Below are 24209 nucleotides of genomic sequence, written 5' to 3' on the forward strand. Positions count from 1 at the left end.
AAGGGCGCGCCGCCTGGGAGATCATTTCTTCGGCAGCAGCTTGATGCCGGGTGCCGGGTTTTCCAGCGCGTCTTCATCCTGTCCCGCTGCCGGAATCTCGATCCAGCGATCGGCCGCACCGTCGCATTCCTGAACCACCGGGAAGTAAAGTTTTTGGCCGACGGGGAGATCCGCCGTCAGCGTCGCGCGGAAGACGAACTCGTCATAGAATTCATCCGGCAGGCTGCCGCCGCTCCAGTCGACCTCCTTGACCCCCTCGGTAACCGCCTGACCATAGAGCTGGTAGGATTTGTCGTACTTGCCCTTCTTGGTCTGCAGCGTCCAGCCAGGCTTCGGCATCGGCTTCACCGCGATCACCCCTTCCGGAATCTGCACGCGCACGGCGGTCGTCGCCTTGCCTTCGCAGCCATGCGGCACGCGCAAAACGGCCTTGTAGGTCGAGCCGACCGCCGCCTCCTGGGTTTCGAACGTGATATGCGCGAAGGCGGCGCTGGTTCCGAACGCGAGAAGTGCGCCGGCCGACAAAACATACTTGTTCATGTTGGTCCCTCGGATTTTCAAAATTTGTCGAACTGGCGCGGTCAATTGGCGTGATCGTCCATGGCGCCACCGCCCATGCCTTCGACAGCGAAATCGACGCTGACAGCGCCGGCCTTTTCGAAGGTCAGGGTGGCGGAGAACTTTTCGCCCTGTTTGGGTTGCCGCTTCAGGCCGATGAACATCAAATGATAGCCGCCAGGCGCAAGGGCGACCTTGCCGCCGGCCGGAATTTCCAGGCCGCCGGCAACCGGCCGCATGGTCATGACACCGTCCTTGACGCCCATCTCATGCAGCTCGGCCTTTTCGGAAACATCGGAGGAAATCGACACCAGCCGGTCCGGCGCACTGCCCTTGTTGGTGATGGTGAAATAACCGCCGGCCACCTTGGCGCCGGCCGGCGTGGCGCGCGACCAGGGGTGGCCGATCTCGAGATCGCCAACCTTGAACTCATGCGCGAGGACGGACTGGGCGCCTGTGAACAGCAGTGCAAGAGCCAGCACGGCAATGCCGACACGCTCTTCGATGCCGCGTAGAATGCCGCCGGGCATGGGACGCGCGGCGTCAGGGAAAAAATAGGACATGGTTGCTCCATGAAGTGAAGGTCGCGCCGTTGCCGGTCGCGAGCAGTTTGATCTTTGGATGGGTACGCCCACGAAAAGTTCCGCCGGGCAAACAGGCTCAGGCCGTCAGCGGCGGCGCGCGCGGGTTCGACGGCGAGCGCTCACGCGCAAAGTCGAGATGGATGGCGGCCGGAAAGACAAAGGCGACCGTTTTGAAGGAAAGGCTGCCCAACGCCAGGCCAGCGCCGGGCGGCGGCGCAAAGGCCGCCGAAACCATGCTGCAGCCGAGCACGCAGCATGCCGGCAGATGGGACGGCGGCTGGTTGCCGTCTGGAAGCTGGGTTGCGCCCTCATGGGTGCAGATGACGTTGCCGAAGGCGTCGAGCTGTGATGCATTGGGACCGGCGCCGAAGGCGAATGCACCAAGCGTCGACTGGAGCAACAGCAGATAGGCCGCGACAAGCGCGACCGGCATGCTCCATCGTCTCCTCGATACGCTCAAAGCCCTGCCTCTTCGCAGCAATGCGACATTCCTAGCACGGGGCCGGCGGGTGGAAAATCGCCAAATCGCCGCGGCGCCGACGCGGCAGGCTCAATGCATGCCGCCCAAAAGTGTATAGCGGTTTTGGGACAACGACATGCATGAAACAAGGCTCCGAGCCGCGATGCGGCTCAGGATTTTTGCAGCGACCGGCTCTCCGGGATCGAGGTCAGCAATGTCTGGCGCGCCGATTTCAGGTGCTTGCGGCAAGCGGCGTCGACCTTGCCGAGATCGCGTGATTTCAGCGCCTCTATGTAGACCAGATGCTCACCGATCGCGACTTCGTTGCGCTCGCGTTCCTGCGCCTTGTTCCACTGGTAATGGTAGTGGAAGATCATGGCGATGACATCGTAGAAATCGACGATGAAGCGGTTGCGCGACGCTCGGTGGATGAGCCGGTGGAAGCGCTCGTCGAGCTCGGAGAATTCGGTGAAGCGGGCGGCTATGTCACCTGCCAACTGGCGATGCTCGTCTTCCAGGCGGTCGAGATCGGTCCAGACCGCGCTGTCCTGCGGTAGAGCGGCAAAGGCGGCCGCCGAGCGCAGTTCGAACATCTCGCGGATTTCGGTCAGCTCCAGCGCGAAGGCGCGCGTAAAGCCCTTCAGCACCCAGTGACTGTTGCGGCGCTTCTCGATCAGGCCGAAGCGGGAGAAGCGGATCAGGAACTCGCGCACGCTGGTGGTGCCGACGCCGATCTCACGCGCCAGTTCGAGTTCGTTGATCTGCATGCCGGCTTCGGCGCCGCCGGCGAGCAGCCGACGCATGAACGACCGTTCGATGATCTCGGCCAGCGTGTCGGTCTCTTCCTCGGGGAAGAAATCATCGGGACGCGTCTCGCGCAGCACCGTCTTGGCGCGCTTGTTCCAGGCGATCAGCCCAGTCTCTTCCATCCGCGCCAGAATGGTGCGCACCGTGGTACGGCTGACGCCAAGCAAGGTACCCAGTTCCGGCTCCGAAGGCAGGCTGCGCGTTTCGTCGAGCAGCCGCAGGCAGCGGTTGTAGGCATCCTTGTAGACGTTGTTGCTCTTCGACATCCCTGACCCGTTGCACGCCGTCGCTTGCGGCGGACGGTTTGAAGCGCAATATGACGTTCGCATGGCTCTGAGAAGCGAAATTGCTTCCCGGAACAACCCGGAGACATGCGGAACTCCCCACGAAAAAACAATTGACGCAAAACTGTTTTTTCACGATAAAAGACATTATCTCTAAACAGACGCGTGTCAATCCGTCCGCGCAACCCAGGATCACCCAGGAAATCGCCCGTGAACGCCTCCAACTGCATTCTTCTGTCCCCCGCCGACAATGTCGCAGTCGCTAACGGCCGCATCGAGATCGGCACCGTGCTGCCGGGCGGTGCCGTCGCCAGTGTTCTGATCGAGCCCGGCCACAAGGTGGCGATCAAGCCGATCGCCGCCGGCGAGGCCGTGGTGAAATACGCCCAGGCGATCGGTCGCGCGACACAGGACATCGCAGCCGGCGAGCACGTTCATTCGCACAATCTGGTTTTCGAATCCGGCCGCTTGCCGGTCGTGCCGCCGAGCGAGGCCGAGCACGCGACGGAGGCCGACCGCGCCCGCACCTTCATGGGCTACCGCCGCGCCGATGGCCGCGCCGGCACGCGCAACTTCATCGGCATCGTCGCCAGCGTCAATTGCTCGGCCACCGTCTGCCATTCCATCGCCGACACCGCCAACCGCACGCTGTTGCCGAAATATCCCGGCATCGACGGCTTCGTGCCCATCGTGCACGGCCAGGGCTGCGGCATGAGCGGCACCGGCGACGGCATGATGGTGCTGCACCGTACGCTCGCCGGCTACGCCCGCCACCCGAATTTCGGCGGCGTGCTGATGGTTGGCCTCGGCTGCGAGGTCAACCAGCTCACCCTCTACGGCCAGAAGGGCGTCGCTGCCGGCAAACGCCATTTCAACATCCAGGACGCCGGCGGTTCGCGCAAATCGGTGGAAAAAGCGATGGGCGTGCTGGCCGAGATCGCCGAGGAAGTCGGCCAGCTGAAGCGTGAGCCGATCCCGGTCAGCGAGATCGTCGTCGGGCTGCAATGCGGCGGCTCCGACGGCATGTCGGGCATCACGGCCAATCCGGCGCTGGGCGCGGCCGTCGACATCCTGGCCGGCGTCGGCGGCATCGGCATCCTCTCCGAGACCACGGAGATCTACGGCGCCGAGCATCTGCTTGCCTACCGCGCGGCAACGCCGGAGATCGCGCAGAAGCTCGACGGCTTCGTGAAGTGGTGGGAGGATCACGTCGCCAAGCATGGCGCCTCGATCGACAACAATCCCTCGCCCGGTAACAAGCGCGGCGGCCTCACCACCATCCTGGAGAAGTCGCTCGGCGCGGTCGCCAAGGGCGGCCAGACGCCGCTCAATGGTGTCTTCGGCTACGCCGAAAAAGTCACCGGCAGTGGCCTGGTGTTCATGGACACGCCCGGCTACGACCCGGTTTCGGCGACCGGCCAGGTGGCGGGCGGCGCCAACGTCATCGTCTTCACCACCGGCCGCGGCTCATGCTTCGGCTGCCGCCCGACGCCGTCGATCAAGGTCGCCACCAACTCGACCATGTACCACCAGATGGAAGAGGACATGGACGTCAATTGCGGCGTCATCGCCTCGGGTGAAAAGACCATCGCCGGCATGGGTCGCGAGATCTTCGAACTGATCGTCGAAACGGCTTCCGGCCGCAAGACCAAGAGCGAGGACTTCGGCTACGGCGACAACGAGTTCGTGCCCTGGCATCTCGGCGCAACGCTTTAGATTTTACTGATATAAAGTAGACTGCGCGCCGGTCAGTGGCGGGCAACGGGGAGGTTGTGTATGGAAAAGCGCCGCATCGGCCAGACAGCGCTGGAAGTCACCGAGGTCAGCTTCGGGGGCGCTGCACTTGGCGGTCTTTACCGGGCCTGTTCGCGCGAAGCGGCGATGGAGACGCTGCAGGGCGCCTGGGATGCCGGCCTGCGCTATTTCGACACCGCACCCTTCTACGGTTTCGGACTGTCGGAGCGCCGCTTCGGCGACTTCCTGCGCTACAAGCCGCGCGATTCCTATGTGCTGTCGACCAAGGTCGGCCGGCTGTTCCGCCCGGTGCCGGAAGACCAGGTTCCCGACCACTCCTATGTCGATCCGCTGCCCTTCGCCCTCGACTACGACTATTCCTATGACGGCATCATGCGGTCGGTCGAGTTCAGCTATGCGCGGCTTGGCCTAAACAGGATAGACATCCTGTTTGTCCACGACATCGGCGCCTACACCCATGGTGTCGAGAAGACCAAGCTGCACTTTCGCGATCTGATGGACGGCGGCCTCAAGGCACTCGAAGAGCTGAAACGGTCCGGGGTCATTTCCGCCTATGGGCTTGGCGTCAACGAGGTGCAGATCTGTCTCGACGTAATGCGCGAGGCGCCGCTCGACTGCATCCTGCTCGCCAGCCGCTATTCCCTGCTCGACCGCAGCGCCGAAGCGGAGTTGCTGCCCCTATGCCGGGCACAGCAGACCTCCCTGATCATTGGCGGCGTGTTCAACTCCGGCATCCTGGCGACCGGGCCGGTGCAAGGCGCGCATTTCGACTACCGCCCTGCCAGCCATGACGTGCTCGACCGCGTCGGCGCTATGGAAAGGATCGCCGCCGAGGGTGGCTATCCGCTCGCCGCCGCCGCGTTCCAATTCCCCTTGCATGAACCTGCCGTCGCCACCGTGCTGACCGGCACCGCCAAGCTGGCGAATCTGACGCGCAACCTCGAACTGCTCGACATCGAAGTGCCGGAGACGGAATACGCCAGATATCGTCCCCACACGCTGGTGCAGGAGCTGGCGTGAAACTTCGTATTCTTGCGGCCATATGGAGGAATGAATATTCCACATTGACGAATTGGTGGAATTAATATTCCATACATTCCCAGAACGGAACGGAAGCCTGACGGCGCCAATGGGGAGCAGCGCGATGGATCTGTCTCTGCCAGACCTCGCAAGGACTGATCAAACACCGCTTGCATCGATCTGTTCGATGCATTATCAAAACATGGCAACTGTTTTTTATTGATAAAGTTCTGTTTGGGCCACGCCTATCCGGACGGAGCTTCCGTAACGTTCACCGGGCGACTTTAGGGAGGAAACCTCATGAAATTCGCGACCAGCATTCTCAACCGCCGCGCCGTCATGGCGCTGGCAGCAGCTTCGATGCTCGCCGGCGTCATGCATTCGGCGCCGGTTTCGGCGGCGGACGTCACCATTCCGATCATCGTCAAGGACACCACGTCCTTCTACTGGCAGATCGTTCTGGCCGGCGCCCGCAAGGCCGGCAAGGATCTCGGCGTCAACGTGCCGGAACTCGGTGCCCAGGCTGAAACCGACGTCAACGGCCAGGTCTCGATCCTCGAGAACGCCGTTGCCAGCAACCCGGCGGCCATCGTCATTGCGCCGACCGAGTTCAAGGCGCTTGGGAAGCCGATCGATGAAGCCGCTGCCAAGGTCAAGGTCATCGGCATCGACTCCGGCGCCGACTCCAAGGCCTTCACCTCGTTCCTGACCACCGACAACGTCCAGGGCGGCCGCGTCGCTGCCGACGGCCTCGCAGCCGCCATCGGCGCCGCCAACGGCGGCAAGATCGAGGGCGACGTCGCCCTGATCACCAACGCACCGGGCGCCGGCTCGCTCGAACAGCGCAAGCAGGGCTTCACCGAACAGCTGGCCGCCAAATATCCGGGCCTCAAGCTGGTTGCCGACAAATACGCCGACGGCCAGGCCACCACCGGCCTCAACATCGCCACCGACCTGATCACCGCCAACCCGAACCTCAAGGGCATCTTCGCTTCCAACCTGATCATGGCGCAGGGCGTCGGCCAGGCCGTCGCGGAAAACAACCTTGGCGGCAAGCTGGCGCTGGTCGGTTTCGACAGCGACGAGAAGCTGATCAAGTTCCTCAACGACGGCGTCATTTCCGCCCTCGTCGTCCAGGATCCGTACCGGATGGGCTATGACGGCATCAAGACCGCACTCGCCGCCTCCAAGGGCGAGAAGGTCGAAGCCAATGTCGACACCGGCGCCAATCTGGTGACCAAGGACAACATGAAAGACCCCAAGATCGACGCACTGCTCAATCCGAAGCTCTGAGCCGTCGCATCCGCAATGATCTCCGGGGCACCTCGCCCCGGAGACAAGCTGCCGCAAAAACGGCTTGGCAATCCATAAGCGTAGGCTAGGCTGTTTTCGAGACTTATCCTTGTCTCGCCGCGTGCCAATCGTGAGGCCAATCTGGGAGGATTGTCATGACATCGACGGCGCAGGAACTGCATCCGGCCCCTGTGCTGGAACCGGGACGGACCATCCTTGAATTGCGCGGGCTGGAGAAGCGCTATCCCGGCACCCACGCGCTGAAGCCGGTCGACCTTGCCTTCAAGTCCGGTGAGATACACGCCATCGTCGGTGAGAACGGCGCCGGCAAATCCACGCTCATCAAGCTTCTGACCGGCGTCATGCCGCGCACCTCCGGAGAGATTGCCTGGGAGGGCCAGCCGGCCGCGCTGGCGACACCGCATGAGGCGATGGCGCTCGGCATCAATGCCGTGCACCAGGAAGTCGTGCTGTGCCGTCACCTGACGGTCGCCGCCAACATGTTCCTCGGCGAGGAGAATTCGCGCTTCGGCATTCTGCAGCAGCGCGCCATGGTCAGGCAGGCACAGACCATCATCGACGATCTCGGCTTCGACCTGCCGGCGCATGTCACGCTCGGCGACCTGACCATCGGCCAGCAGCAGCTGATAGCCGCCGCCCGCGCCACCGTGCGCGGCACCAAATTCCTGATCTTCGACGAGCCGACCGCCTACCTCACCCGCAAGGAGGCCGACCAGCTCTTCACCCTGATCCGCCGGCTGAAGGGCGAAGGCGTGACGATCATCTACATCAGCCATCGCATGGAGGAAGTGTTCGAGCTCGCCGACCGTGTTTCCGTGCTGCGCGACGGCACGTTGGTCGGCACCAGAAACATCGCAGAGACCAACGATGCCGAACTGGTCAAGATGATGATCAACCGCTCGATCGAGCAGGTCTATCACAAGGAGCATTTCACGCCGGGCGCCGCCATCATCGAGGCGAGGAACCTGTCCGGCAAGGGCTTCGAGAATGTCTCGATGACGGTCCGCGCCGGCGAGATCGTCGGACTCTATGGCCTGATCGGCGCCGGACGCAGCGAGTTCGTCACCACGCTTTACGGCCGCCACCGCAAATCCGCCGGCCAGATCCTCTGGGAAGGCAAGGAGGTGCAGGTCAATTCGGAACACGACGCGATCAAGCTCGGCATGGCGCTGGCGCCGGAGAGCCGCCGCGACCAGGGCCTCTGCCTCAACCTGCCGGTCGGCTTCAACCTGAACCTGCCGATCTACAAGCGCATTTCGAACAATCTGCTGATTTCCAGCGCGCAGGAGAAGGCGCAGGCCGATCGCCAGATCGCCGATCTGCGCATCAAGACACCGACGCGCGGCGCGCTGGCATCCAGCCTGTCGGGCGGCAATCAGCAGAAGATCGTCATCGGCAAATGGCTGGCGCACGGCGCCAAGCTGTTCATCTTCGACGAACCGACGGTCGGCGTCGATGTCGGCACCAAGGCCGAGATCTACCGCCTGTTCGGCGCGCTGCTGTCAAAGGGAGCCGGCATCATCCTGATCTCGTCCTATTTACCGGAAGTCTATGAACTCGCCGACACGCTGCATGTGTTCCGGCGCGGCAAACTGGTGGCGACGCACGGTTTTCACGCCGCCAGCCACGAGGATATTCTCACTCAGGCGCTCGCCGAGAAACAAGAAAAGCTGGGAGGACAGATATGAGCACCGAGGCGATCGCCGTCGAAAAACCGAAGCGCAACTACAACGTCCTGTTTGGGCTGACGCTTTTGGCGCTGCTGGTTCTGCTCTGGATCCTCCTCTCCGTGGCGACGACTAGCTTCGCCTCGGCCAACAACATAGCCAATCTCTTGCGCCAGGGTTCGATGATCGCCATCATGGCGGTCGGCCAGACCTTCGTCATCATCACCGGCGGCATCGATCTGTCGGTCGGCGCCGTGGTCGGCTTCGCCACCGTGGTCGTGGCCATGATGATCAATGCCGGCTTCCCCATCTGGCTCGCCATTCTGGTGACGCTGCTGGTCGGCGTTGCCATCGGCATGTTCCATGGCTTCGGCATCGTCAAGATGGGCCTGCCGCCCTTCATCATCACGCTGGCAACGCTGACCTCGCTGCGCGGCATCGGCCTTTTGATGACCAACGGCAATTCGATCAACATCAACAGCGACACCTTCACCGCCTTCTCGCGCAATTCCTTCATCGGCATCCCCAACCTGTTCTGGATGGTGATCCTGGTCGGCATTCCGGCCTATATCTTCCTGCATCACAGCCGCTGGGGCCGATACCTGTTTTCGGTCGGCTCCAACGCCGAGGCGTCGCGCCTGTCCGGCGTCAATGTCCAGCGCACCATCTACATGGCCTACACGCTGTCGGGCCTGTGCGCCGCCTTTGTCGGCGTGCTGCTGGCCGCCCGCATCGGCATCGGCAACCCGACGCAGGCCGAGGGCTGGGAGCTGCAGGCGATCGCGTCTTCGGTCATCGGCGGCACCTCGCTGTTCGGCGCCGTCGGCTCGGTGCATGGGCCGCTGCTCGGCGCCTTCATCCTGGCCACCATCAACAACGGCGCCAACCTGCTCAACGTCAATTCGTTCTGGCAGCGCATCATCACCGGCGCGCTGATCATCATCATCGTCTACTTCGACGGCCTGCGCCGCCGCGGCAAGTAGCGACCCCGCAATCAACCGCCGGTCCGCCACACCAACGGGCCGGCGATTTCATGACTGGATTAGCGCATGAAAGCCGTTCTCTGCCGTTCGCCCGGCGATCTTGTCCTGGAAGACCGCCCCGCACCAGAGGCACCGCCTGCAGGCTGGGCGCTGGTGGCGGTCAGCCATGTCGGCATCTGCGGCACCGATTACCACATCTTCGAGGGCAAGCACCCATTCCTCGCCTATCCCCGCATCATGGGCCATGAGGTGTCGGGAACGATCGTCGAGACCGGCGACGGCGTCGATCTTGCCGTTGGTGAGCCCGTGGTCATCAACCCCTATCTTTCCTGTGGCAAGTGCATCGCCTGCCGGTACGGCAAGCCGAATTGCTGCGTCAGGATCGAGGTGCTGGGCGTGCATCGCGACGGCGCCATGTGCGAACGCATCCTGGTGCCGGCGCAAAATCTCTATCCGGCCAACGGCCTGTCGCTGGCCGACGCCGCTGCCGTCGAGTTCCTGGCCATCGGCGCGCATGCCGTGCGGCGCGCCCGCGCCGACCCCGGCGCCCGCACGCTGGTCATCGGCGCCGGCCCGATCGGGCTCGGCACCGCCATCTTCGCCCGCATCGCCGAACTCGACGTGACGCTGCTCGACATGAGCAGTGAAAGGCTCGCCTTCGCTGCAAATGAGCTTGGTTTCCAGACCCTCGACGGGTCGCGCGGCGCGGTGCCCGATCTGGTCAGGGAGGCGACATCAGGCGAAGGCTTCGATGTGGTCTTCGACGCCACCGGCAACACCCAGTCGGTGCAGTCGGCCTTCGCCCATGTCGCGCATGGCGGAACGCTGGTGCTGGTCTCCGTCGTCAAGGACGACATCAGCTTTTCCGATCCGGAATTTCACAAGCGCGAGATGACGCTGATCGGCAGCCGCAACGCGCTGCGCGCCGACTTCGACCATGTCGCCGCCTCGATCCGCAACGGCGCCGTTCCCCTGGCCAAGCTCGTCACCCACCGCACCACCCTCGCCGGCACACCGCGCGATCTGGCTCGTTGGGCACATGAGAAATCGGGCCTGATCAAGGCTGTGATCGAGGTGGGATAGGTACCTGCGTCCGCCTACAGTGCCGACAGTTTAAGCTCCACCCGTTCGGCCGGGAAGCGCGACTCGGAAAACTGGATCGGCTGGCCGTCCGGCGTGACGTTGACGGCGACCGTGACCAGTACGATGGCGCCCGGCTGCAGATCGAGGTCGGCAAGGTCCGCCGCATCGGCATGGCGCGCCGACAGCACGGTCGATTGCCTGAGATAGTCGTCTATGCCGAAACGCGCCAGCGATGCGGTGATCGACCCTGTTTGCGCCATCGCGGCATCGATGCCGGCAAAGCGCCGGGCTTCGAACCAGCCGGCAGCGCGCGACACCGGCCGTCCGTCGGCCTCGCCGCGCGTTTCCAGCCGGATCACATCGGTTCCCCTGGCAAGGCCGAGGCCCTCGGCGACGCGCTGGCTGGCCGGCTCGACCGACGAGGCGAGCAGGACGATGTGCCGTTCCGTCGTCTGCCCCTGCAGCCCCGTCGAAAAACGTGTGCGCGCCCCGATCGGATAAGACAGCCGCTTGCGCGACAGTACGAAGGTGCCGCGCCCCTGCTCGGCCCGCAGCACGCCTTCCCTTACAAGGGCTGATATGGCGCTACGCACCGTGTGGCGGTTGACGCCATAGCGCTCTGCCAGCGTCACTTCCGGCGGCAGCGCTGCATTCTCCGTGAAATCGCCGATGGCGATCGCATGCAGGATCTTGTCGGCAATCTGCCGCCACAGCGAAACGCCGCTGCGCCGCTCAATGTTGTCCGCTGCCAGCCGCCCGACCATCATTGCTCCCAACCTTCCAGCGCCCAGTCTTCTATCGCTGTCATCCACCCGTCATGGACACGCGTTAGATAATAGGTATAATTTGTATAGTTGTCTATATCAATAGACAAATTTAGCACGAGGACGATAGCTTATGCGAGGACAGGAAGCCCGCGACCAGGCCGAGCGCAAAGCCGCCATGGCAACCCTTGCGCAATCCAGCGGCGATGACATTGTACGGCTCTGGAATGAGGCCGGACTGCCTTCGGACGCCGAGCTGCTGCGCGGCCCCGAAACCGGACTGGTCACTCTGCGCGGCCGCATCGGCGGCGGCGGCGCGCCCTTCAATGTCGGCGAGGCGACCGTCACCCGCGCCACGGTCCGGCTGCCCACCGGACAGGTCGGCCATTGCTATGCGCTTGGCCGCGACAAGCAGAAAGCGAGGCTGGCGGCCATCGCCGACGCGCTATGGCAGGACCCTGCCCGCCGCACCGAGGTCGAGGCCGGACTGATAGCGCCCCTGCGGTCGGCCCTGACCACGGCGCATGAAAAACGCCGCGCCGAGACGGCGGCAACGAAGGTGGATTTCTTCACCATGGTTCGCGGAGAAGACTGATGGACATTGCAGCGCAATCGATCGAGGGCGGTTTCGCCGATCCGGTCTTCAATGCCCAGACCGTGTTCCGCGCCGTCATGGACACAATGGCGCGGCCAGGCAGCGTGCAGAAGCTGCCGGCCCTCGCCCGCCCGCCGGCGCCGCTCTCGGCGACCGCCGGCGCCATAGCGCTGGCACTTTGCGACAATGACACGCCGCTCTGGCTCGACCCGGCCCTGCAAGCTTCCACTACGGTCAGATCCTGGCTTGGGTTCCATACCGGCGCGCCGGTGGCCAACACACCGGCCGATGCGCATTTCGCCTTGATCGCAGCACCTGCCGAGATGATGGCGCTCGATGGCTTTTCGCAAGGCACGCAGGATTATCCCGACCGTTCGACCACGCTGATCCTGCACGTCGGCGATCTCGTTTCCGGCACGCCGCTATTGCTCGAAGGTCCTGGCATCGAAACCAGCGCCACGATCGCGCCGGCGCAGATGCCGCGCCATTTCGTCGAGCAGTGGAAACAGAACATCAAGCGCTTTCCGCGCGGCGTCGACATCATCCTCGCCACAGCTGATGGCATTGCCTGCCTGCCGCGCACGACGCGCATCAAGACGATGGAGGCGTAAGATGTATGTCGCGGTAAAAGGTGGCGAAGCCGCAATCGCCAACGCCCACAGCCTGCTGGCCGACCGCCGGCGTGGCGACCGTTCGGTGCCCGCCCTTCGTCTCGACCAGATCGTCGAGCAACTGGCGCTCGGCGTCGACCGGGTGATGAGCGAGGGCTCGCTCTACGACCGTGAACTGGCGGCACTGGCAATCGTCCAGGCGCGCGGCGACATGATCGAGGCGATCTTCCTGGTGCGCGCCTATCGCACCACGCTGCCGCGCTTCGGCTACTCCAAGCCGATCGACACCGCCAACATGCTGGTCGAGCGGCGCGTATCGGCGACCTACAAGGATCTGCCTGGCGGTCAGTTGCTCGGGCCGACATTCGACTACACCCACCGGCTGCTCGATCCCGAGCTTGCCGCCGGCGCCGATGTCGCCGAGCCCTTGCTGCGCGAGACGGAAGCGCAAGCCATGCCGCGCGTCTCGGCGATCCTCGCCCGCGAAGGCTTGATCGAACCGGACGGCGACATGCCGCAGGACCATGTCCCCGGCGACATCACCCGCGAGCCGCTCGAATTCCCGATGGCGCGCGACATCCGCCTTCAGGCGCTGTCACGCGGCGATGAGGGATTCCTGCTGGCGCTCGGCTATTCCACCCAGCGCGGCTATGCCCGCAACCATCCCTTCGTCGGCGAGATCCGCATCGGCGAGGTCGAGCTCGAGCTCGACGTGCCCGAACTGCCCTTCGCTGTCCCGCTTGGCACTGTCCGCGTCACCGAATGCCAGATGGTCAACCAGTTCAAAGGCTCAGCCAAGGCGCCGCCGCAGTTCACCCGCGGCTACGGCCTGGTCTTTGGCCAGAGCGAGCGCAAGGCGATGGCCATGGCGCTCTGCGACCGGGCGCTGCGCGCGAAGGAGCTCGGCGAGGATGTCGTCGCCGCGGCCCAGGACGAGGAGTTCGTCATCTCACACTCCGACAATGTCCAGGCGACCGGCTTCGTCGAGCATCTGAAGCTGCCGCACTATGTCGATTTCCAGGCCGAACTCGACCTCGTGCGCCGCATGCGCGCCGAGCACGACGCGCGCGAAAACCCGCCGAAGGGCGACGAGAAGCGGGAGGCCGCGGAATGATCGAAGGCCTTTCCCACATGACCTTCATCGTCCGCGATCTCGAGCGGATGACTAAAATCCTGAAGAGCGTATTCGACGCACGCGAAGTCTATGCCAGCGATACCGAGCAGTTCTCGCTGTCGCGCGAAAAATTCTTCCTGATCGGCGACATCTGGGTCGCCATCATGGAGGGCGAGCCCTTGCCGGAGCGCAGCTACAACCACATCGCCTTCAAGATCAATGATGCGGATTTCGATCGCTACGCCGAGCGCATCGGCAAGCTCGGCCTCGACATGCGCCCGCCCCGCCCGCGCGTCGAGGGCGAAGGCCGCTCGATCTACTTCTACGACGACGACAACCACATGTTCGAATTGCACACCGGCACGCTCGCTGAGCGGCTGGCGCGCTACGCCAAGGGACTGGAAGTCGCACAATGACTGACATCGCCACCTACAACTTCGCCTATCTCGACGAGCAGACCAAAAGGATGATCCGCCGGGCGATCCTCAAGGGCATCGCCATCCCCGACTACCAGGTGCCGTTCGCTTCGCGCGAAATGCCGATGCCCTATGGCTGGGGCACTGGCGGCGTCCAGGTCACCGCTTCGATCATCGGCCCGGACGATGTGCTGAAGGTCATCGACCAGGGCGCCGACGACACCACCAACGCGGTGTCGATCCGTGCCTTCTTCAAGAAGGTCGCCAATGTCGCTGTCACCACCGATACCGCCAGCGCCACCATCATCCAGACCCGTCACCGCATTCCCGAGCATCCGCTGAAGACGGGCCAGGTGCTGGTCTATCAGGTGCCGATCCCCGAACCCCTGCGCTTCCTCGAGCCGCGCGAGACCGAAACGCGCAAAATGCATGCGCTGGAGGAATACGGCCTCATGCACGTCAAGCTCTACGAGGACATCGCCAAGCACGGCCGCATCGCCACCACCTATGCCTACCCGGTCAAGGTCGAGGGCCGCTATGTGATGGACCCCTCGCCAACGCCGAAATTCGACAATCCCAAGATGCATCGCTCGCCGGCGCTGCAGCTGTTCGGCGCCGGCCGCGAAAAGCGCATCTATGCGGTGCCGCCGTTCACCGAAGTGGTCAGCCTCGACTTCGAGGATCATCCGTTCGAGGTCCAGACCTTCGACCAGCCCTGCGCGCTGTGCGCGGCCGAGAATGTCTATCTCGACGAGGTCATCCTCGACGACCATGGCGGCCACATGTTCGTCTGCTCCGACACCGACCATTGCGAGAAGCGGCGCAACGCCCCTACCTCCCCCTTGTGGGGAGGTCGCGCCGAAGGCGCGGGTGGGGGTCTTGACCAATCTACGCCCCACTCAACCCCCACCCCGGCGCTGCGCGCCGACCCTCCCCACAAGGAGGAGGGTAAGGAGAAGCAATGACCGACGAACCGCTGCTGCGCGTTTCCGCGCTGTCCAAGTTCTACGGCTCGCGCGTCGGCTGCGACAACGTCTCCTTCGACCTGTGGCCGGGCGAAGTCCTGGCTGTCGTGGGCGAGTCCGGCTCCGGCAAGACGACATTGCTCAACTGCCTGTCGACGCGGCTGCTGCCGAGTTCCGGCACTGCCAGCTACCGCATGCGCGACGGCCAGTTCCGTGAACTCTACCGCATGAGCGAGGCAGAGCGCCGCTTCCTGATGCGTACCGACTGGGGTTTTGTCCACCAGAACCCGGCCGACGGCCTGCGCATGACGGTCTCGGCCGGCGCCAATGTCGGCGAGCGGCTGATGGCTGTCGGCGACCGCCACTATGGCAAGATCCGCGCCACCGCCGTCGACTGGCTGTCACGCGTCGAGATCGACGAGGACCGCATCGACGACGAGCCGCGCGCCTTTTCAGGCGGCATGCGCCAGCGCCTGCAGATTGCCCGCAACCTCGTCACCGGCCCGCGCCTGGTGTTCATGGACGAACCGACCGGCGGCCTAGACGTCTCGGTCCAGGCGCGCCTGCTCGACCTGCTGCGCGGTCTGGTCACCGATCTTGGTCTGGCGGCCATCGTCGTCACCCACGACCTTGCCGTGGCGCGGCTTCTGTCGCAGCGCATGATGGTGATGAAGGACGGTCGCGTCGTCGAAAGCGGTCTCACCGACCGCGTGCTCGACGACCCGCGCGCGCCTTACACGCAGCTCCTCGTTTCCTCGATACTTCAGGTGTAACCATGCCGACGCCCCTCGTTGTCTCCGACGTCGCCAAGAGCTTCACCATGCATCTGCGCGACGGCATCAAGCTGCCTGTTATCGCCGGCGTCTCGTTCTCGATCAGGGCCGGCGAATGCACCGTGCTCGGCGGCCCGTCCGGTGCCGGCAAGAGCTCGATCCTGAAGATGCTCTACGGCAACTACGCCGTCGACGAAGGCCAGATCATCGTCACGCACGATGACGGGCTGATCGACCTCGCTACCGCAAGCCCGCGCACCGTTCTTGCCGTGCGCCGGCAAACGATCGGCTATGTCAGCCAGTTCCTGCGCACCGTTCCGCGCGTCTCGGCGCTCGACGTCGTCGCCGAACCGCTGGTCGAGCGCGGCGAGGATCGCGAGATTGCCCGCGGCAAGGCACGCGCCTTGCTGGCGCAGCTTAACCTGCCGGAGAAACTCTGGGCATTGCCGCCTGCGACCTTCTCCGGCGGCGAGCAGCAGCGCGTCAACATCGCACGCGGCTTCATCACCGAGCACCCGATCCTGCTGCTCGACGAGCCGACAGCTTCGCTCGATGCCAGGAACCGCGATGTCGTGATCGAACTCATCGCCGCCAAGAAGGCGGCCGGTGTCGCGCTGCTCGGCATCTTCCATGACCACGACGTACGCGAGGCGGTTGCCGACCGCATCATCGACGTCACCGCTTTCGCGCCCGGAAAAATCGCCGCATGACCAGGAAATTGTCCGAGACACCGCTGGTCCACCCGACAGCGGAGGTGCAGAACTCGATGCTCGGCCGCTGGACCGAGGTCGCCGACCGCAGCCGGGTCTCGGAAAGCGAACTTGGCGACTATTCCTACATGATGCAGGACTGCTCGGTCTGGTGCGCGACGATCGGCAAGTTCGCCAACATCGCGGCCAGCGTGCGCATCAACGCCACCAACCACCCGACCTGGCGGCCGACGCTGCATCACTTCACCTATCGCGCCTCGGATTATTGGGACGATGCCGAGCACGAGACAGAGTTCTTCGCCCAGCGCCGCGCCAAACGCGTCACCATCGGCCACGATACCTGGCTCGGTCACGGCTCGACCATCCTGCCCGGCGTCACTGTCGGCGATGGCGCCGCGGTCGGCGCCGGTGCTGTCGTCTCGAAAGATGTCGCGCCTTACACCATCGTCGCCGGCGTGCCGGCAAAGCCGATCCGCGAGCGCTTCGACCGTCGCACGGCCGAACGCTACCAGGCGCTCGCCTGGTGGGACTGGGACCACGCAAGGCTGCGGGCCGCGTTGGATGATTTCCGGGAGCTTGAGGCCGAGGCGTTCCTGGAAAAATATGGCGGATAGCGACGTCCAGGACTGGGCGGTCACTGACGCTGGGCAGCGGGGCACTATCACAAACTGCCCCGGCCCCTACTATCCGCGTGACGTGCCTCTCGACACCAGCATCGGCGCCATGACGGCCCTTGTCTGGAACGCCTGAAGGACGGCCTCGCCATTGCCAGCGCGCGACGGGCGAGTACGTGCGCATCAAGTGGTGCCGTCTCGCCACCGGCGCCAGCTCGCCAGGCCTGCATTCCACATCACCTTCGACTGCTGATCCTGGCCGGCCGCAGTCTCCGGCCTGTGGAGCGTAACAAAACTGACATCACCGCGACACGGCAGGTTCATGTGGCTGCGCTAGGCGAGTGCCTGACGATCAATATGGTCCGGACTGGAACCTGCCCCCATGCCAGCAAATTCCGCCACGCTCGAAATCCGCGGTGTCACCCGACGATTTGGCAAGAACACTGCCGTCAGCGACATCAACATCGCCATCCCGCAGGGTCAGATGGTTGGCGTCATCGGCCGTTCGGGCGCCGGCAAATCGACCCTTCTTCGCATGATCAACCGTCTCATCGATCCCAGCCAGGGGTCGATTTTTTTTGACGGCGCCGAGGTCTCGAAGCTGAGCGGCTCGCCGCTGCGGCGCTGGCAGCGTGACTGCGCCATGATCTTCCAGCAGTTCAACCTGGTGCCGCGCCTCGACGTGCTGACCAATGTGCTGCTCGGCAAGCTGAACCACCGTTCCACCATGTCCAACCTTCTCGGCATGTTCTCCCGCGCCGAATGCGCCGAGGCTGTCGCCGCGCTCGAGCGGCTCGATATCGCCCGCACCGCGTTGCAGCCCGCCGGCACCTTGTCGGGCGGCCAGCAGCAGCGCGTCGCCATTGCCCGCGCCATGATGCAGCAGCCCAAGGTGATCCTCGCCGACGAGCCGATCGCCTCGCTCGACCCGCTCAACGCCAAGGTGGTGATGGATTCGCTGCAGGACATCAATCTGCGCGAGGGCATCACCGTCGTCACCAATCTGCACACGCTGGATACCGCCCGCACCTATTGCAACCGCATCATCGGCATGGCCGCTGGCAAGGTCGTCTTCGACGGCCCGCCGGAAGAACTCAACCGCGAGGCCGTGCGCCTCGTCTACGGCGCCGACAGCAATGGCCAGGAGATCTCCGAGGCCATCACCTCGACCAGCGTTGCCTTCAGCCGCAAGATCGCCGCATCCGCCGGACCGCTCGAGCCCGCATTCCCGGGATATTGAGTCCATGATCCCGAAAAGTGGAAACCGGTTTTCTCGGACAAACGGGAACCGATTTGTCCAGAGATCATGGACCAAAAAAGAGCGGTTGGATCGCCAGCCCACGTCAAGGGCACCTGTCAAAATCGATAACGCTGCCGGCGCGGGGCCGGAACCTACAGGAGAAATATCCAATGTTCAGGAAGATGGTTTTTGGCGCCGTTTCGGTGCTCGCCATGGCGACCAGCATGGCCCAAGCGGCCGATATGAAGGAATTTCGCGTCGGCATTCTCGGCGGCGAAAACGAAACCGACCGACTGCGCAACTACCAGTGCCTCGCCGACCATTTGAAGACCGAATTCGGCTTCGAAAAGGTCTCGCTGTTCCCGGCCGCCGACTATGACGGCGTCATCCAGGGTCTGCTCGGCGGCACGCTCGACTTCGCCGAACTTGGCGCTTCCGGCTACGCCAGCGTCTATATCAAGGACCCGAAGGCGGTCACCCCGATCCTCACCACCCAGCAGACCGACGGCGCCACCGGCTATTATTCGATCGGCCTGGCGCTGAAATCCTCCGGCATCACCGACATCAAGTCGGCCAAGGGCAAGAAACTCGGCTATGCCGATCCGGATTCGACCTCCGGCTATCTGATCCCGCTGACCCAGATTCCGAAGGACACCGGCGCTTCGAACGAGACGTTCTTTGCTTCGACCCAGTTCAACGGCGGCCATGAGAACAACATCCTCGCCGTGCGCGACGGCAAGGTCGATGTCGCGGTAGACGATTCCTCGGGCGTCGGCGACTTCAAGAACGGCTTCACCTCCGGCAGCTTCCACAAGGTAGTCGCCAAGGGCGCAGTCGACCCCAACGACCTGGTCGAAGTCTGGCGCTCGGCCCTGATCCCGAACGGCCCGCTGGTCGTGCGCACCGCGCTCGGCGACGACATGACCGCCAAGCTGACCGCCTTCTTCACCGCCCTGCCGACCAAGGACAAGGCTTGCTTCGAAGGCGTCGAAGGCGGCGACTTTACCGGCTACGTCCCGGTCAAGGCGGACTTCTACAACGTCATCGTTGAAGCCCGTAAGGCAGCCATCGGCGGCTAACGGCGAAATCTGAAAGGGCGGTGCGTTCAAAGCACCGCCCTTTCTGCATCTCCGATCATGACCATTTCAGTGACAGCCCCCACCCACCCGATGGCAGACGCCTGGCGACGCCAGACGTCGTTACGCCGCCTCTATACAGTGCTGGGCGTCGGCCTGCTGCTTGCCGCGATGTTTTCCAGCATGTGGTTCGCCGACGAAGCCAATGCCGGGCACTTCTTCGACCGCCTGCCGCACATTCTGGATTTCCTGAGCTGGCTGGTTCCCAAGGATTGGAACGACGTCTGGCGCGCGATGTTCGACATCGCCTCGCCGCACGACACCGGCACCCAGGAATTCAACTTCCCGCTCGGCCGCGTCTATATCTGGGGCGGGCTCTACATCCCCGAATATTTCGAGCTGATGCTGACCACGATGAATGTGGCACTGGTCTCGACCTTTATCGGCTTTGTCTTCGCCGTGCCCTTCTCGTTCATCGCGGCGCGCAATCTGACGCCGCACCCGGTGCTGCGGCTCATCGTCAAGCGCCTCATGGAATTGCTGCGCGCCTTTCCCGAAATCGTCATTGCCGGCCTGTTCGCCGCCATCGTCTCGACCGGTCCCATCGCCGCCATCATCGCCATCGGCCTGCATTCGATCGGCGCACTCGGCAAGCTGTTCTACGAGATCAACGAGAACATCGACATGCGCGCCGAGGAAGGCTTGACGGCGGTCGGCGCCAACTGGTTCGAGCGGGTGCGCTTCGCCGACCTGCCCCAGGTGCTGCCCAACTTCATGTCCTACACGCTGCTGCGGATCGAGATCAATGTTCGGGCCTCGACCATCATCGGCGCCGTCGGCGGCGGCGGCATCGGCGAGGAACTGAAGCTCTCCATCTCGCGCGGCTTCGGCGCCAAGACGCTGGCGCTGGTGCTGCTCCTGTTCACGACCATCTTCATCATCGACCAGTTCTCCGCCTGGCTGCGCCGAAAATTGGTCGGCGAACAAGCCTTTTTGATGAGCGCCACCTGACCATGGCCATGACCGTCGATGAAATCAAAGCGATCGAGGAACGCTACCCGCACGTGTTCCGGCGTCCGGCCTACAAGCGCTTCGGCCCGTTGCTCCTGTTCGTCGGCACGCTCCTCTATCTCGTCTATGCCTTATGGTTCTTCAGCCTGCCGCAGGTGTTGCGCGAATCGCATTGGGAACGGCTGCCGCTCTTCCTGACGCAATGGGTCAGCTACGATCTGCAGCCGGAATTCCGGCTCGACCAGGCGGAGATTACGCCCAAATATCCGCGGTTTTCGGCGCTGGGCGAGAACCCCAGTCCGGATTGGGTAATCAGGAACGCCGACGGTTCCTTCACCGTGCGGATCGACGGCCAGGCCAAATCGGTCACGTTCGACAAGACCTATGCGACGATTGTCGCTCATGGACAAACAGTGCCGGTGGCGTTGACCAGCGGCAAGCCGGCGGTCTCGGGCCCTGTGCCGGACTGGGTGACCGTGCATGACGATGAAATCGTCGCCAAGATGGGCTTTGTCGGCGAGGTGCGCGTCACCGTGGACCGGGTAAAAGTCCGCAAACGCTTCCTCGGCTGGGCAAATTTCGTCTTCGACACACGCTCACGCTTCTTCGGCAAGTCCGCTGGCGAAGTCATCTCGCTGATCGTGTCCGGGCCCGAACTCAAGCCGGGCACCTCGAACCTCGCGCTGGCCGGCAACAACATCTGGAACAACGCCCAATGGCAGCACGGCGATGTCTGGACGAAGCTGTTGCAGACCGTCGTCATGGCTTTTCTGGGCACGCTGCTCGGTGGCATCGTCGCCTTTCCGCTGGCCTTCTTCGCCGCCCGCAACATCACGCCGAGCGGGTTGCTGAGCCAGATCCTGAAACGCTTCTTTGATTTCATGCGCTCCGTCGACATGCTGATCTGGGCGCTGTTCTTCACCCGCGCCTTTGGACCAGGGCCGCTCGCAGGCAGTGCCGCCATCTTCTTCACCGAGATCGGCACCCTCGGCAAAGTCTATTCGGAAAGCCTCGAGAACATCGACGACAAGCCACGCGAGGGCATCAAGTCGACCGGTGCCAATGGCTTGCTGGTGCAGCGCTACGGTGTGATGCCGGAAGTCATCCCCATCTTCATCAGCCAGACGCTTTACCAGTGGGAATCCAACACCCGCGGCGCCACCATCATCGGCGCAGTCGGCGCCGGCGGCATCGGCCTGAAATTGTGGGAAGCAATGCGCACCAACTCCAACTGGGCCAACGTCTTCTACATGGTGCTGCTGATCCTGCTCGTCGTCTTCATCTTCGACAACATCTCCAACTTCCTGCGCCGCCGGCTGAGCCGAACAATCCACGACTACAACAGGATCCAGGCTGAGCAGGGTTAGCCTTGTGACGCATAAGCGCAAGTCGTCTCGCCCGGCGCCAAAGGGTCGACCCCCACTCCGTCGAGCTACGCTCGACACCTCTCCCCCGATCGACGGGGTAGAGGAAAGGCGCGAGCCTATGCCGGTTGGCGCCTTTCCTCTACCTCCGGAGGGGGGAGAGGTGGCTCGGCGAAGCCGAGACGGAGTGGGGGAACCACCTGGCAACCGCCGCGAACGCAAATAGAAAATGGGCCAGGGCGCCTAAGCCGCCTTCTTCCACCCGTTCCTGATATGCCTATACCCTTCCCTATACACCGCTTCCGGCGTCTCGGAAAAATCGCGCCACACCTTGGTCGCCGCCGCCAAATCCTTCAGCGAACGGCCGAACGCCTCGATCGTCAGCCAGTCGTCATAGCCGCTCTTGCGGATGGCTGAGAATGTTTCTGTCCAGGGAATGTTGCCGCGCCCCGGCACGCCGCGATCATTCTCCGAAATATGGATATGCACGACATTCCTGCGGTGTTTCGTGTAGGCGCCGATCGGGTCGGCCTCCTCGATATTGGCATGGAAAGTATCGTACATCGCCTTGATGTGCGGCCGGTCGATGGCGTCGATATGCTCCGACAAATCCGCCATCGTGTTGAGGAGATAGCATTCGAAACGGTTGAGCGCCTCGAGCCCAATGGTGACGCCCCTCTTGCCGGCATGGTCGCCGATCGCGCGTTGCGAGGCGACGGAGCGCTTTTTCTCGGCAGAGGTCGGTCCGGAGCCGGAAAACGACCCGAGCGTCGAATGCAGCGGGCCGCTCAGCGTGCTGGCGCCAAGTGCCTGCGCGCAGTCGATCGCCCATTTCATGTAGTCGACACCGGCCTTGCGCGTTGCCGCGTCGGCCGAGATCAAATTCATCGCCGGATCGCCCATGGCCGAAACCGCGGTCCGCTCCAGTCCAATGCGGTCGAGCAGATCGCCGAGCTTTTCATAATCGTCCGGCGCGCCGGCGAAGATCGGTATCTCGACGCCATCGAAGCCGGTCGCCTTGATGTCGCGCAGCAACGGCTCGTGTTTCTTCGACACGGCCGTCGTCCACAAGAACATGCACATGCCGATTTTCATCGACGCCCCTCCCCCTGGATTCCCCGGACCGCCCCTATTTCAGAGCTTCGTCCATGCCCCATTCTTCTTCGACGACTTCACGCAGGCCTCGATGAAGGCCATGCCTTCGACGCCGTCCTGGATGGTCGGGAAGACGACGTCCTTGGCCGGCTTGCCGCCCTTGCGGCGCGCAGCGCGGATGGCGCGCGCGGCCTCCTGGTAGATGTTGGCGAAACCTTCGAGGTAGCCCTCGGGATGGCCCGACGGCACGCGGCTGACCCGGCCCGCCACCGGCAGCGCGCCGGCGCCATTGCGGGTGATCAGTTGTTTCGGCTGGCCGAACGGTGTGTACCAGAGATAATTCGGGTCGGCCTGCACCCATTCCAGCCCGCCCTTGGAGCCATAGATGCGCAGCTTCAGGCCGTTCTCATGGCCGGGCGCCACCTGGCTTGCCCAGATCATGCCCTTGGCCGGGTGCGTCTTGCCGACCGGCTTGAAGCGCAGCATGACGTTGACGTTGTCATCGAGAAGCCGGCCCGGCACGAAGGCGTCGAGATCGGCCGACAGGGAATCCAGTTCCAGCCCGGAGACGAAGCGGGCTAGGTTGTAAGCATGCGTGCCGATATCGCCCAGCGCGCCGCCGGCGCCTGCCTGCTTGGGATCGGAGCGCCACGCCGCCTGCTTCTGGCCTGTCGCCGCCAAATCCTCGGTCAGCCAGTCCTGCGGATATTCGGACTGCACGATGCGGATGTCGCCGAGCACGCCCTTGGCGACCATTTCGCGTGCTTGCCGGACCATCGGATAGGCGGTGTAGTTGTGCGTCAGCACGAACACCTTGCCGGTCTTCTCGACGATCGCCGCAAGCTTTTTCGCCTCGGCCAGCGTCGTCGCCAGCGGCTTGTCGCAGATGACGTGGATGCCGGCCTCGAGGAAAGCTTTCGCCGCCGGTACATGGACATTGTTGGGCGTGACGATGGCCACCGCCTCGATGCCGTCGGGGCGCTTCGCCTCCGCCTTGGCCATCTCGGCATAGGATGCATAGCTGCGTGCGGGGTCGAGCCCCAATTCGGCCGCTGATGCCTTGGCACGGGCCGGGTCGGCTGACAAAGCGCCGGCAACCAGCACGAAGTCGTTGTCCAGCCGCGCCGCGATCCGATGCACCGCGCCGATGAAGGCGCCTTGCCCGCCGCCGACCATGCCGTAGCGGATCGGGCCGCCTCCCGTTTCCGACTTCGATGCGCCGACCATGTCTTGCTCCTCGCTGTTGCTCACCCCCTTGAGGGGAGGTCGATCCGCGCAGCGGATCGGGTGGGGTCGTTGAGGCAGAGTTCGGCATGAACCGACCCCTCCCGGCCCTTCGGGCCACC

The 24209-nt window shown here is 63.8% G+C and carries 25 protein-coding genes; 18 read left to right on the top strand and 7 right to left on the bottom strand.

Going from position 1 to position 24209, the window contains the following annotated elements:
- Window positions 1-21: 21 nt before the first annotated feature.
- From MESCI2_RS0117795 to MESCI2_RS0117810, 4 genes are all read right to left on the bottom strand, one after another.
- Window positions 22-540 (bottom strand): YcnI family copper-binding membrane protein, encoded by a 519-nt coding sequence (locus MESCI2_RS0117795; protein ID WP_027037761.1) that lies wholly within the window; start codon window positions 538-540, stop codon window positions 22-24.
- A gap of 41 nt (window positions 541-581) precedes the next feature.
- Window positions 582-1121 (bottom strand): copper chaperone PCu(A)C, encoded by a 540-nt coding sequence (locus MESCI2_RS0117800; RefSeq protein ID WP_027037762.1) that lies wholly within the window; start codon window positions 1119-1121, stop codon window positions 582-584.
- A gap of 97 nt (window positions 1122-1218) precedes the next feature.
- Window positions 1219-1575 (bottom strand): DUF2946 family protein, encoded by a 357-nt coding sequence (locus MESCI2_RS0117805; RefSeq protein ID WP_027037763.1) that lies wholly within the window; start codon window positions 1573-1575, stop codon window positions 1219-1221.
- A gap of 197 nt (window positions 1576-1772) precedes the next feature.
- Complete coding sequence (locus tag MESCI2_RS0117810) at window positions 1773-2675, bottom strand: GntR family transcriptional regulator (RefSeq protein WP_027037764.1); 903 nt, start codon at window positions 2673-2675, stop codon at window positions 1773-1775.
- Between the two features lie 228 nt (window positions 2676-2903).
- On the opposite strand from MESCI2_RS0117810, the gene MESCI2_RS0117815 reads away from it, so the two are divergent.
- From MESCI2_RS0117815 to MESCI2_RS0117840, 6 genes are all read left to right on the top strand, one after another.
- Window positions 2904-4409 (top strand): UxaA family hydrolase, encoded by a 1506-nt coding sequence (locus MESCI2_RS0117815; RefSeq protein WP_027037765.1) that lies wholly within the window; start codon window positions 2904-2906, stop codon window positions 4407-4409.
- A 60-nt stretch (window positions 4410-4469) separates the two neighbouring features.
- Window positions 4470-5468, top strand: a complete 999-nt coding sequence (locus MESCI2_RS0117820) for an aldo/keto reductase (protein ID WP_027037766.1) — start codon at window positions 4470-4472, stop codon at window positions 5466-5468.
- Between the two features lie 300 nt (window positions 5469-5768).
- The gene (locus MESCI2_RS0117825; protein WP_027037767.1) at window positions 5769-6761 is read left to right on the top strand and encodes an ABC transporter substrate-binding protein; all 993 of its coding nucleotides are present in this window, start codon (window positions 5769-5771) and stop codon (window positions 6759-6761) included.
- Window positions 6762-6916: 155 nt separating this feature from the next.
- The gene (locus tag MESCI2_RS0117830; protein ID WP_027037768.1) at window positions 6917-8470 is read left to right on the top strand and encodes a sugar ABC transporter ATP-binding protein; all 1554 of its coding nucleotides are present in this window, start codon (window positions 6917-6919) and stop codon (window positions 8468-8470) included.
- Complete coding sequence (locus tag MESCI2_RS0117835; RefSeq protein ID WP_027037769.1) at window positions 8467-9432, top strand: ABC transporter permease; 966 nt, start codon at window positions 8467-8469, stop codon at window positions 9430-9432. The genes MESCI2_RS0117830 and MESCI2_RS0117835 overlap by 4 nt, the downstream gene beginning before the upstream one ends.
- Window positions 9433-9498: 66 nt before the next feature.
- Window positions 9499-10515, top strand: a complete 1017-nt coding sequence (locus MESCI2_RS0117840) for a zinc-binding alcohol dehydrogenase family protein (RefSeq protein WP_027037770.1) — start codon at window positions 9499-9501, stop codon at window positions 10513-10515.
- A 14-nt stretch (window positions 10516-10529) separates the two neighbouring features.
- On the opposite strand, the gene phnF is transcribed toward MESCI2_RS0117840, so the two are convergent.
- Entirely contained in the window at window positions 10530-11279 is a 750-nt protein-coding gene (gene phnF, locus MESCI2_RS0117845; RefSeq protein WP_027037771.1) for a phosphonate metabolism transcriptional regulator PhnF, read from the bottom strand.
- Window positions 11280-11412: 133 nt separating this feature from the next.
- On the opposite strand from phnF, the gene phnG reads away from it, so the two are divergent.
- The 12 genes from phnG to phnE (MESCI2_RS0117910) all read left to right on the top strand — a co-directional run bounded on the left by phnG (window position 11413) and on the right by phnE (MESCI2_RS0117910) (window position 21771).
- Window positions 11413-11874: a phosphonate C-P lyase system protein PhnG gene (gene phnG / locus MESCI2_RS0117850; protein WP_027037772.1), complete on the top strand. Its 462-nt coding sequence runs from the start codon at window positions 11413-11415 to the stop codon at window positions 11872-11874.
- Window positions 11874-12485 carry a phosphonate C-P lyase system protein PhnH gene (gene phnH / locus MESCI2_RS0117855; RefSeq protein WP_027037773.1) on the top strand — a complete coding sequence of 204 codons (612 nt, stop codon included), beginning with the start codon at window positions 11874-11876 and terminating at the stop codon, window positions 12483-12485. The genes phnG and phnH overlap by 1 nt, the downstream gene beginning before the upstream one ends.
- 1 nt (window position 12486) lies before the next feature.
- Window positions 12487-13599, top strand: a complete 1113-nt coding sequence (locus MESCI2_RS0117860) for a carbon-phosphorus lyase complex subunit PhnI (RefSeq protein ID WP_027037774.1) — start codon at window positions 12487-12489, stop codon at window positions 13597-13599.
- Complete coding sequence (fosX, locus tag MESCI2_RS0117865) at window positions 13596-14015, top strand: FosX/FosE/FosI family fosfomycin resistance hydrolase (protein WP_027037775.1); 420 nt, start codon at window positions 13596-13598, stop codon at window positions 14013-14015. The genes MESCI2_RS0117860 and fosX overlap by 4 nt, the downstream gene beginning before the upstream one ends.
- On the top strand, window positions 14012-14980 hold the full coding sequence (locus MESCI2_RS01000000134840; protein WP_430981666.1) for an alpha-D-ribose 1-methylphosphonate 5-phosphate C-P-lyase PhnJ: 969 nt from the start codon (window positions 14012-14014) through the stop codon (window positions 14978-14980). Before fosX ends, MESCI2_RS01000000134840 begins: the two co-directional genes overlap by 4 nt.
- The gene (gene phnK / locus MESCI2_RS0117875; protein WP_023760811.1) at window positions 14977-15753 is read left to right on the top strand and encodes a phosphonate C-P lyase system protein PhnK; all 777 of its coding nucleotides are present in this window, start codon (window positions 14977-14979) and stop codon (window positions 15751-15753) included. Before MESCI2_RS01000000134840 ends, phnK begins: the two co-directional genes overlap by 4 nt.
- 2 nt (window positions 15754-15755) lie before the next feature.
- Window positions 15756-16463 (top strand): phosphonate C-P lyase system protein PhnL, encoded by a 708-nt coding sequence (phnL, locus tag MESCI2_RS0117880; RefSeq protein WP_027037776.1) that lies wholly within the window; start codon window positions 15756-15758, stop codon window positions 16461-16463.
- On the top strand, window positions 16460-17077 hold the full coding sequence (locus tag MESCI2_RS0117885; protein WP_027037777.1) for a DapH/DapD/GlmU-related protein: 618 nt from the start codon (window positions 16460-16462) through the stop codon (window positions 17075-17077). The genes phnL and MESCI2_RS0117885 overlap by 4 nt, the downstream gene beginning before the upstream one ends.
- Before the next feature lie 382 nt (window positions 17078-17459).
- Window positions 17460-18317: a phosphonate ABC transporter ATP-binding protein gene (phnC, locus tag MESCI2_RS0117895; RefSeq protein WP_027037778.1), complete on the top strand. Its 858-nt coding sequence runs from the start codon at window positions 17460-17462 to the stop codon at window positions 18315-18317.
- Between the two features lie 170 nt (window positions 18318-18487).
- Window positions 18488-19396 carry a phosphonate ABC transporter substrate-binding protein gene (gene phnD / locus MESCI2_RS0117900; RefSeq protein WP_027037779.1) on the top strand — a complete coding sequence of 303 codons (909 nt, stop codon included), beginning with the start codon at window positions 18488-18490 and terminating at the stop codon, window positions 19394-19396.
- A gap of 57 nt (window positions 19397-19453) precedes the next feature.
- A complete protein-coding gene (phnE, locus tag MESCI2_RS0117905; RefSeq protein WP_027037780.1) occupies window positions 19454-20404 on the top strand; it encodes a phosphonate ABC transporter, permease protein PhnE in 951 nt (316 codons plus the stop codon).
- Window positions 20405-20406: 2 nt separating this feature from the next.
- Window positions 20407-21771 (top strand): phosphonate ABC transporter, permease protein PhnE, encoded by a 1365-nt coding sequence (gene phnE, locus MESCI2_RS0117910; RefSeq protein ID WP_081738775.1) that lies wholly within the window; start codon window positions 20407-20409, stop codon window positions 21769-21771.
- A gap of 240 nt (window positions 21772-22011) precedes the next feature.
- Here phnE (MESCI2_RS0117910) and MESCI2_RS0117915 read toward each other — a convergent pair whose 3' ends face one another.
- Window positions 22012-22863 (bottom strand): sugar phosphate isomerase/epimerase family protein, encoded by an 852-nt coding sequence (locus MESCI2_RS0117915; RefSeq protein ID WP_027037782.1) that lies wholly within the window; start codon window positions 22861-22863, stop codon window positions 22012-22014.
- Window positions 22864-22902: 39 nt separating this feature from the next.
- Entirely contained in the window at window positions 22903-24090 is a 1188-nt protein-coding gene (locus MESCI2_RS0117920) for a Gfo/Idh/MocA family protein (protein WP_027037783.1), read from the bottom strand.
- Window positions 24091-24209 lie beyond the last annotated feature (119 nt).

Source organism: Mesorhizobium ciceri WSM4083, assembly GCF_000519305.1.
Taxonomy (GTDB): domain Bacteria; phylum Pseudomonadota; class Alphaproteobacteria; order Rhizobiales; family Rhizobiaceae; genus Mesorhizobium; species Mesorhizobium ciceri_B.